At 64.6% G+C, this 8174-nt stretch carries 8 protein-coding genes; 6 read left to right on the plus strand and 2 right to left on the minus strand.

The features are described from left to right. On the minus strand, positions 1–954 hold a 954-nt coding region (locus AC2VOG_RS14740; protein ID WP_486940634.1), incomplete at its 3' end, for a GNAT family N-acetyltransferase. A gap of 89 nt (positions 955–1043) precedes the next feature. Here AC2VOG_RS14740 and AC2VOG_RS14745 point away from each other — a divergent pair. The 6 genes from AC2VOG_RS14745 (at position 1044) to AC2VOG_RS14770 (ending at position 6836) form a co-directional block, all read left to right on the plus strand. Further along, complete coding sequence (locus AC2VOG_RS14745; RefSeq protein WP_486940627.1) at positions 1044–1790, plus strand: class I SAM-dependent methyltransferase; 747 nt, start codon at positions 1044–1046, stop codon at positions 1788–1790. Positions 1791–2586: 796 nt separating this feature from the next. Beyond that, positions 2587–3555: an enoyl-CoA hydratase/isomerase family protein gene (locus AC2VOG_RS14750; RefSeq protein ID WP_486940628.1), complete on the plus strand. Its 969-nt coding sequence runs from the start codon at positions 2587–2589 to the stop codon at positions 3553–3555. A gap of 271 nt (positions 3556–3826) precedes the next feature. Next, entirely contained in the window at positions 3827–4501 is a 675-nt protein-coding gene (locus AC2VOG_RS14755) for a TetR family transcriptional regulator (protein WP_486940629.1), read from the plus strand. Positions 4502–4722: 221 nt separating this feature from the next. After that, complete coding sequence (gene phoU, locus AC2VOG_RS14760; RefSeq protein WP_486940630.1) at positions 4723–5376, plus strand: phosphate signaling complex protein PhoU; 654 nt, start codon at positions 4723–4725, stop codon at positions 5374–5376. 60 nt (positions 5377–5436) lie between these two features. Next, positions 5437–5835 (plus strand): ArsR/SmtB family transcription factor, encoded by a 399-nt coding sequence (locus AC2VOG_RS14765; protein ID WP_486940631.1) that lies wholly within the window; start codon positions 5437–5439, stop codon positions 5833–5835. Then, the gene (locus AC2VOG_RS14770; RefSeq protein ID WP_486940632.1) at positions 5835–6836 is read left to right on the plus strand and encodes a cation diffusion facilitator family transporter; all 1002 of its coding nucleotides are present in this window, start codon (positions 5835–5837) and stop codon (positions 6834–6836) included. Before AC2VOG_RS14765 ends, AC2VOG_RS14770 begins: the two co-directional genes overlap by 1 nt. Before the next feature lie 186 nt (positions 6837–7022). On the opposite strand, the gene AC2VOG_RS14775 is transcribed toward AC2VOG_RS14770, so the two are convergent. Then, the coding region (locus AC2VOG_RS14775; RefSeq protein ID WP_486940633.1) for an MFS transporter at positions 7023–8174 on the minus strand (1152 nt) is incomplete at its 5' end.

Here is an 8174-nt window from a genome sequence, read left to right on the forward strand (position 1 = left end):
GGCGATCATGTCGCTAGGCAAGGAGAGATCACGGCTGTCGGGTACATCGATGACGGTCGTCACCACGCCGACGTCGTCACGCTCCCAGAAGGCGCCGTAGTGGTCCATGATCGCGCGCATCGCCACGTTGTCGGCCAGCATGCGGCCGGAGAATTTTTCCACCCCGGCCACCCCCGCGGCCACCGACAGGGCGGCGATCAGAAACGACCCGATGCCGCGGCCCTGGTAGGCGTCGGCGACGGTGAAGGCGATCTCGGCGACGGCGGGGTCGTGGTTGTCGCGGACGAAACGCGCGTCGGCGACCGGGTTTCCGTCTCGATCCGTCATCACCCATACGAAGTGGTCGACGTAATCGACCTCGGCCAGGTAATCCATCAACGCCGGACTGGGCACTCGCGCCGACATGAAGCGTCGATACAGCGTGTCGCTGGAGAACCGGACATGCCCCTGCAGTGTTCGCTGGCTGTCGCCGGGCAACACCGGACGCAGCAGCAACTCCGAGCCGTCACGGGTAAGGACTGGGATCGGAGTGAGAAAAGCCGCCAGTCGCTGGCGCACCATGCGTACCAGACGGGTCATGATGCCCGGGATGTGCACCAGGCGCGCGAACGCGTCGCTGTCGCCGATCCAGCCGATCAGGGCTTCGGTGGTGGTCACGGTCGCGGTTCGTGGTAGATGCCGCAGCAGCGCGATCTCGCCGACGATGGTGCCGCCGCAGACGTGCTCGACGGTGACGACGTCGTCGCCGGCAACATGCCTGATCTCCACCGTGCCCGACGCGATGAGCAGGAAAGACACCGCCTGCTCGCCCTGGCGCATCAAAATCTGGGCGGGCGCCGCCTGCAGCGGTTGCAGGCTGGCCGCCAACGGCATCAAGTCCTCGGCGGGGCAACCCGTGAAGATCTCCAGGGTGGCGAGTTCTGCGGCGCGCAGCGGGGTCAACTCGCTCACCATGCCGCCCCCGTCGCCGTTGAAGATGCAGCCCAGGCTAAGGGCATTCATCGTGTTGCAGCAAGGACGCGCGCCCCGGCAGACTCACTCCCGTGACCCGCACCGATGATCCGCTGCACACAACCCGTGATTTGCTCAACCGCGACGCGCGCTTGCGACACGGCTTCCTGGACGTGCTCGGCGAATCGGTGGCCAGCGAAACACCCACGCTGGCGCAGCACGCGATGAACAGTCCGCTGGTGGCCACGGTCTACGAGCGACTGTGGCGGCCGTTCGCGTTTTACGTCGCCAGTGGTGTCACCACCGGCGCCGAGCAACGCCGCGCCGCCGAAGCGCTGAACCTGTCACGCGCAGCACGGCTGCTTGATATCGCTTGCGGCCCTGGTAATTTCACCGGAAAGCTGGCCGAAGACCTTCCGGAGCACGGACTAGCGGTCGGGCTTGACATCTCGGTGCCGATGTTGGCCCGCGCCGTGCAGGACAACAGCGGACCGCGCACCTGTTATGTCCGCGCCGACGCCGGAACGCTACCGTTCGACGACGAAACCTTCGACGCCGTGTGCTGCTTTGGTGCGCTCTACCTGATGCCCGAGCCGTTCACCGTGGCCCGCGAAATGGTGCGGGTGGTGCGGCCCGGCGGGCGCGTTGCGATTCTGACCAGCTACGTCAGTCGCCTACCAGCCCTGCGGTACGTGTCGAATGCGACCGCCGGGGCCATCGGTCTGCGCCTGTTCGACCGGGACGAGTTCGTCGGCCTTTTCACCGAATCCGGCCTCGTCGATATCGAACAGCAGATCCAGCGCAACTTACAGTTCGTCACGGCCGGCAAGCCCGGATAGCGGTTGGCGCCACACCGATGGACCAGGCCGGCTACATGAGATCACCGACAGCCGCTTGACATCGAAAGCGCCGGTCAGCGGCCACCACACTGCCGAGATACCTTGAAGACGCAGGCCCAATCCCGATCAACGCCGCCGCCAGCTCTGCGCGGTCGCCGAGCGCATGGCCGAACTCGACCTGACGGCACGGCGGACTCCAGTCGCCCGCAAAGCAGGACGCTGAATCCCGCCCTCAGCATTCGCTACGGCAAAGAGTAAGCGCGAACCTGCGGTTCTGTTAAGCGAAAAGTACAAATCACCCATCCGGCCGGACACACTGACACACTGACGGCATCGACTCGGCATGCAGTCCATCCGGATCGTCGAAGTTGTGGCGAAAGGCAAGGTTTCGTGACGATCAGCCCCGAGACGCACGCCGCGGACGTGCGCTACGACCTCTGCGACGTCAACGCCAACCCCCTCCCCACCTGCGCGCGGGTGCGTGAGGAGGCTCCGCATTACCACGACGCCGAGCATGACTACTCGGTGAGACGGTTCGCCGACGTCGACAAGGCATGGGTCGACCACGCCACCGCCGCTCAGCGCGCGGCATCGTCATCGATCTGTCCGGCGCCCGACTCGGCCCGACCTCGACGGTGCGGGGGTGGAGGCCGAGACATCATGAGCGGGCACGTCGAAGGCAGGACATTTCCACCAGCGGGGGCGGGGCCGGCCGCAGTCACGCAGTCCGGTTGCCGCAAGCGGCCAACGCTGACGGCGTGCTCGGATGATCAAAACCCAACATTGGAGGCAACCCATGGTCGAGTTCGACTACGAAAAGCTGAAAAAGGAAGCCGAGCAGTTCATCAGGTTCGAGAAGGACAAGAAGAACCGCATCGCCTACATCACCTTCGACCGCCCCGACGCCCAGAACGCCACCAGCCTGGGTATGCGGCAGAACTATGCCGACCTGATTCACAAGTGCAACGTCGATGATGAGGTGAAGGTCGTCGTGATCCGCGGTGAGGGTGACGATTTCGGCAGCGGTGGCGACCTGCCTGAGCAGCGCCCAATGCTGGAAAACCCCGGCCTGCCATTGCATCACGAGCTGGCGATCAACGACGACGACGTCAAGTACCCGCCCGGCGGCTCCTACCGCTACCTGTCCACCGTCACCGACTTCTACGCCAAAGCGAGGGCCGGGAACCGGCCGCTGCAGGAGCTTCGCAAGATCAGCATCGTCGAAGCCAAGGGATACTGCTATGGCTGGCACTTCTACCAGGCCGGCGACGCCGACCTGGTGATCGCTAGCGACGACGCGTTGTTCGGGCATCCCGCTTTTCGATATGTCGGCTGGGGACCACGGCTGTGGTGGTGGGCCGAGACGATGGGTCTGCGCAAATTTTCCGAAATGCTCTTCACCGGAAGGCCGTTCAGCGCTAAAGAGATGTACGACTGCGGCTTCGTCAACAGCGTCGTGCCCCGCGACAATCTCGAAGCCGAGACCGAGAAGTACGCGCTGGCGTGCTCGCGGTCCCGCCCGACAGATACAGTTGCGGTGCAAAAGACTTTCCTCGAGTTGTACAAGCAGCACAAGGGCGAGTACTTCGGCAGCCTGCTGACCGGCATGGTCGAAGGCATGCTGCCGTTGATCAAGAACGACGCCGACGACGTCGACATCACCGGCGGGACGTTTGAGAAAGGCCTCAACAACGTGGTGAAGGACAACGACCTGAACTTCCCGCCCGAGTGGCGATTGAGCCGTTCAGGACGCGCCCAACCCTGAGGCCTCCGATATCGTCGCTGACCGGTTTTGTGAACCGTTTGCCGGCGAAGACCGCGGTAAGGCATGGGGCGGTTTCTCTTCAGGCGAGTGAACTCGAGCGGCCGGTCGGCTCGGCTGGGTGCCCGCCGGCCGTATATGCTTGGCTGCACCGTTGCATCTTGACGTCGAAACCGACTTCCGCGGCTGCGCGCCGCCAGCACCAGCGTCGTTGTCCCCCAACCTGGTCACCCACGTCGCCCACCGGCACGGCCCGAAAAAGATCTGACAAAAAATGAACGAAATCAACGACAAGAGCTCTGATAACACGCGCGAGAAGATTCTGCGGGCCGCCGCGCACCAGTTTGCGCAGCGCCCGTATTACGCTGTCGGCCTGGACGCTATCCTGTCCGAGGCGCAGTTGACCAAGGGCGCGATGTATTTCCATTTCCGGTCCAAGCAGGCCTTGGCACTCGCGATCGTGGATGAGCAGACCGCTAAATCCGGTGCCGCGGTGCGGGAACTGCTCACCCGCAAGCTGTCTGGACTGGAAACGCTGATCGACGTCTCGTACCTGATCGCGATGGCCGATATCACCGACAATGTCGCGCGTGCGGCTTTCAATCTGCTCGAATCCGTGGGTCGGACCGAAAAGCTACAAGAGCGACTGCTATCCGGCTGGATCGAAGTGCTCGGCGACATCGCCGCCCGCGGCATTCGCGAAGGCGACATGATCGACCGGGGCGACCCCGAAGACATCGGTCGCCTACTCGTGGCCCTCTACATCGGCCTGCGTCAGGCCAGCCACTTGGACGATCCGGTGGCGCTCCTCGGCGACTACGAAAAAGCCTTGTCGACAATGCTTTACGCAGTCGCGCAGCCCGACAAGGTGGATTACTTCGCCCAATTCCTGCGGCGACGCACCGCGCTGGCGATCAAAGCCGCGTCCGCGGCCGACATGTCGGGTTAACGAGCGTCGAACCCGAGCCGCTCGGTCAAGTTCCTGAATGCCGCGACGCGTGGCCGAGCACCGGAGGGCGGCATCATCACCGCTGCGGGAATTTGGCTTGCGGTCAACACCGGCGCGTTGGGCGCTCAAAGGCAACGACCGGGCGGATCCGGAAAGGTAGAGTTCACGACGAGTTTCGTCGACGCATATGCGTTTGGTCCCGTCGACGTGAGGATAGGGCGATGCGCACGGCGTTCCAGGAAGAGCTCGCGACGCTGACTGACACACTCAGCGGCATGTGCGGTCTCGCCGGCTTGGCGATGGACCGCGCGACCCACGCGCTGCTGGACGCGGATTTGGCGACGGCCGAGCAAGTGATCACCAACCACGGCCATATTGCCGAGATGCGGACGCAGGCCGAGGCCGTGGCCTTTGCGCTGCTCGCGCTGCAGTCACCGGTTGCCGGCGACCTAAGGCTTGTCGTCGGTTCGCTGCAGAACGTCGCCGACGCCGAACGGATGGGCGGGCTGGCCCTGCACGTGGCGAAGATCGCCCGACGGCGCCACCCCGACCATGTGTTGCCCGACGAGGTACGGGGTCATTTCGCGGAGATGGGCCGCGTCGCGGTCCAGCTTGGAAACAACGCCAAAGATGTCGTTGTTTCCAAGAACCCGCTGCGAGGCGCAGAGATCAGCCGCGAAGACGACGCGATGGACCAGTTGCACCAGCAACTGTTCAACGTCTTGATGGACAGCGAATGGAAACACGGCGTCGCAGCGGCCGTGGACATCACTCTGCTCGGCCGGTTCTACGAACGCTTCGCCGACCACGCCGTCGCGATCGGCCGCCGCGTCGTTTTCGAAGCGACCGGCGAGACGGGTGGCGCTCTGGGGTAGAGCGCGGTGTCACCGACCAGCAGGTCGCTGTCGGCCGGCGGCATGCGTTAGTATCTGCGTATGAACGCATGTAAGGATGTTCCTGCGTTGATACCGGACGACCAAGTCAATCTGATCGTCGAGGTTTTCCGCATGCTGGCCGACCCCACCCGCGTCAGACTGTTATGGGCGTTGACGGGCGGCGAACTGTCGGTCAGCGAACTGGCCGAGCAGGTGAACAAGCCCTCGCCGTCGGTGTCGCAGCATCTGGCCAAGCTGCGAATGGCCCGGCTGGTGCGCACCCGCCGCGACGGCACCACGATCTTCTACAGCCTGGAAAACGAACACGTCAGCCAGCTCGTCTTCGACGCGGTGTTCAATGCCGAACATGCCGGCCCCGGGGTGCCCGCCCACCACAGCAGCGACAAAACGGTGCGCTCAATGTCCCGAGACCGTAACCAGCGCAAGGTAATCCAGTAATGACCCATACCGAACATCACGGCCATACCCACCCCCACTCGCACGACCACCCACACGGGCTACGTGGAGTGATGAAGGAGCTTTTCGCGCCACACTCGCACGACTCGGCGGACAGCGTGGACAGCGCGCTGGAATCCAGTGCCGCGGGTATCCGTGCGGTCAAGATCAGCCTGCTGGTGCTCGGCGTGACCGCGATCGCACAGATCGCGATCGTGATGGTCTCCGGGTCGATCGCCCTGGCCGCCGACACTATCCATAATTTCTCCGATGCTCTGACCGCCGTACCGCTCTGGATTGCGTTCGCGCTCAGCACAAAAGCCGCTACCCGCCGCTATACCTACGGATTCGGCCGCGTCGAAGACCTCGCCGGCCTGTTCGTGGTCGCGATGATCGCCACGTCGGCGATCGTCGCCGGCTACGAAGCCATCGAACGACTCATCCATCCCCAGCCGATCGCCAACCTCGGCTGGGTCGCGCTTGCCGGTCTGGCCGGATTCGTCGGTAACGAGTGGGTGGCGCTCTACCGCATCCGGATCGGAACGCGCATCGGCTCAGCAGCTTTGGTCGCTGACGGGTTACACGCCCGCACCGACGGTTTCACGTCACTGGCCGTGCTCGTCGGCGCCGGCGGTGTCGCGCTGGGCTTCCCGCTCGCGGACCCGATCGTCGGCCTGACCATCACCGTGGCCATCCTGGCGGTGCTACGCACCGCGGTGCGTGACGTGTTCCGCCGACTAATCGATGGTGTCGATCCGCAATTGGTCGACACCGCCGAGGCTGTGCTGGCCGGCCGAGAAGGGGTGCGGTCGGTGCACAGCGTGCGGCTGCGCTGGATCGGACACCGGTTGCACGCCGACGCCGAACTCGACGTCGACCCGATGCTGAGTCTGGCTGCGGCACATCGCATTGCGCATGACAGCGAGCATGACCTGACGCACGCGCTACCGAAACTCGCCTCCGCGATGATCCACGCCTACCCCGCCCATGCCGACGGACCATAGCTCAGGCGCGTAGCGACAGCTCTCGTGCGTTGATCATGCGACGGGGTTGATGCCGACTTCGGCCATGGCGGCCACCGCGGCGTGTTGATCTCGCCTCAGTTGATGCGTGACGTGGTTCCTGGCGTGAGTCAGACCGCGCCGCCGGCTGTCTCGACAGTCGAGACTGCTGAATCACCGTTACGGCGACTATGAGTGCGGGGCGGTGGGGTTCGGAAATGCGTTGGCCGCGTCGAACGCGTTGGTGAAGCGGATGACGATCGCGACGAGAGTCATCATGATCGGGACGGTTGCCAGCGCTGCGGACAATCCCGCCCATTGGGCCACTTGCCCGATCAACGGTGGGCCGATCAGATAGCCCACCCAACCGATGGCGGCCACGACAGCGATCGCGGTTCCCGCGTCGATCGGCGAGTAAGCGGCGGTCATCGCGGCGGGCACCAACAACGCCACGCCCGCTCCGAGAGCGGCGAATCCCAACAGCGTCAGCACGAGATTGGCGGTGACCAGGGTGACGCACAGACCGACCGCGGCGAACAGCGCCAGCGATGGCAGTAGCCAACGGATGGAGACACGCTCGTACAGCCGGGGGGCACCCAACCGTGTGACGGCCATGACTGCGGTGAAGGGCACGTAGCTGAGTGCGGCCACGGTGGGCCCGGCGCCGACGACGCGATTGAGGTAGTCGCCTGACCAATCGGATGCAGATCCTTCGCACAGGAACGACGTGAACGCGACGGCTGACAGAATCACGATGGTCGGATTCCGCCAGAATCGTTGCGGTCCTTCGGCTTTCTGGCGGGCGGCGGGGGCCTGCTCGCGGACCAGGCCGCCGGCGATCGGCCCGAGGACGACAATGATAGCGAGCCCGATGACCGTCAGCTGGGCCGTCAAGCCCACACCCGCGCTCACGCACACTGCGCCAACCAGCGACCCCAGCAGCACAGCGAGGCTACGCATCCCATGGAAGCGAGACATGATCGGTCGCGCGGCGACGCGTTCGACCGCGGCGGCCTGTACGTTCATCGCGACATCCAGCCCGCCCAGGAAGAACCCGACGCTGGTGAGTGCAAGAAATAGTCCCAGTTGCGATTTGGCCAGGCCCAGAAGGGGGCCGGACGCGGCGTAGCCGACGAGGCTGACCGGGACCAGAACGTGGCTTCCCCAGCGCGGCAACAGCCGGATACACAGCGCCGTCGCGACCAGCGCACCCAGTGGCGCACCCAACAGCGCGTTGCCGAGCGCGCCATCGGAGAGTCTCAATTCGCTCTTCACGTGCGGAATGTGGGCCACCCACGACGAAAAGACAAGGGCATGCGCCGCGAACACTGCGGTGACACA

The sequence above is a fragment of the Mycobacterium sp. TH-M11 genome, from assembly GCF_057473725.1.

Coding starts and splice junctions, on each gene's coding strand:
- phoU (WP_486940630.1), top strand. CDS start 4,723: ATGCGCACGGCGTTCCAGGAAGAGCTCGCGACGCTGACTGACACACTC.
- AC2VOG_RS14750 (WP_486940628.1), top strand. CDS start 2,587: ATGGTCGAGTTCGACTACGAAAAGCTGAAAAAGGAAGCCGAGCAGTTC.
- AC2VOG_RS14755 (WP_486940629.1), top strand. CDS start 3,827: ATGAACGAAATCAACGACAAGAGCTCTGATAACACGCGCGAGAAGATT.
- AC2VOG_RS14765 (WP_486940631.1), top strand. CDS start 5,437: ATGAACGCATGTAAGGATGTTCCTGCGTTGATACCGGACGACCAAGTC.
- AC2VOG_RS14770 (WP_486940632.1), top strand. CDS start 5,835: ATGACCCATACCGAACATCACGGCCATACCCACCCCCACTCGCACGAC.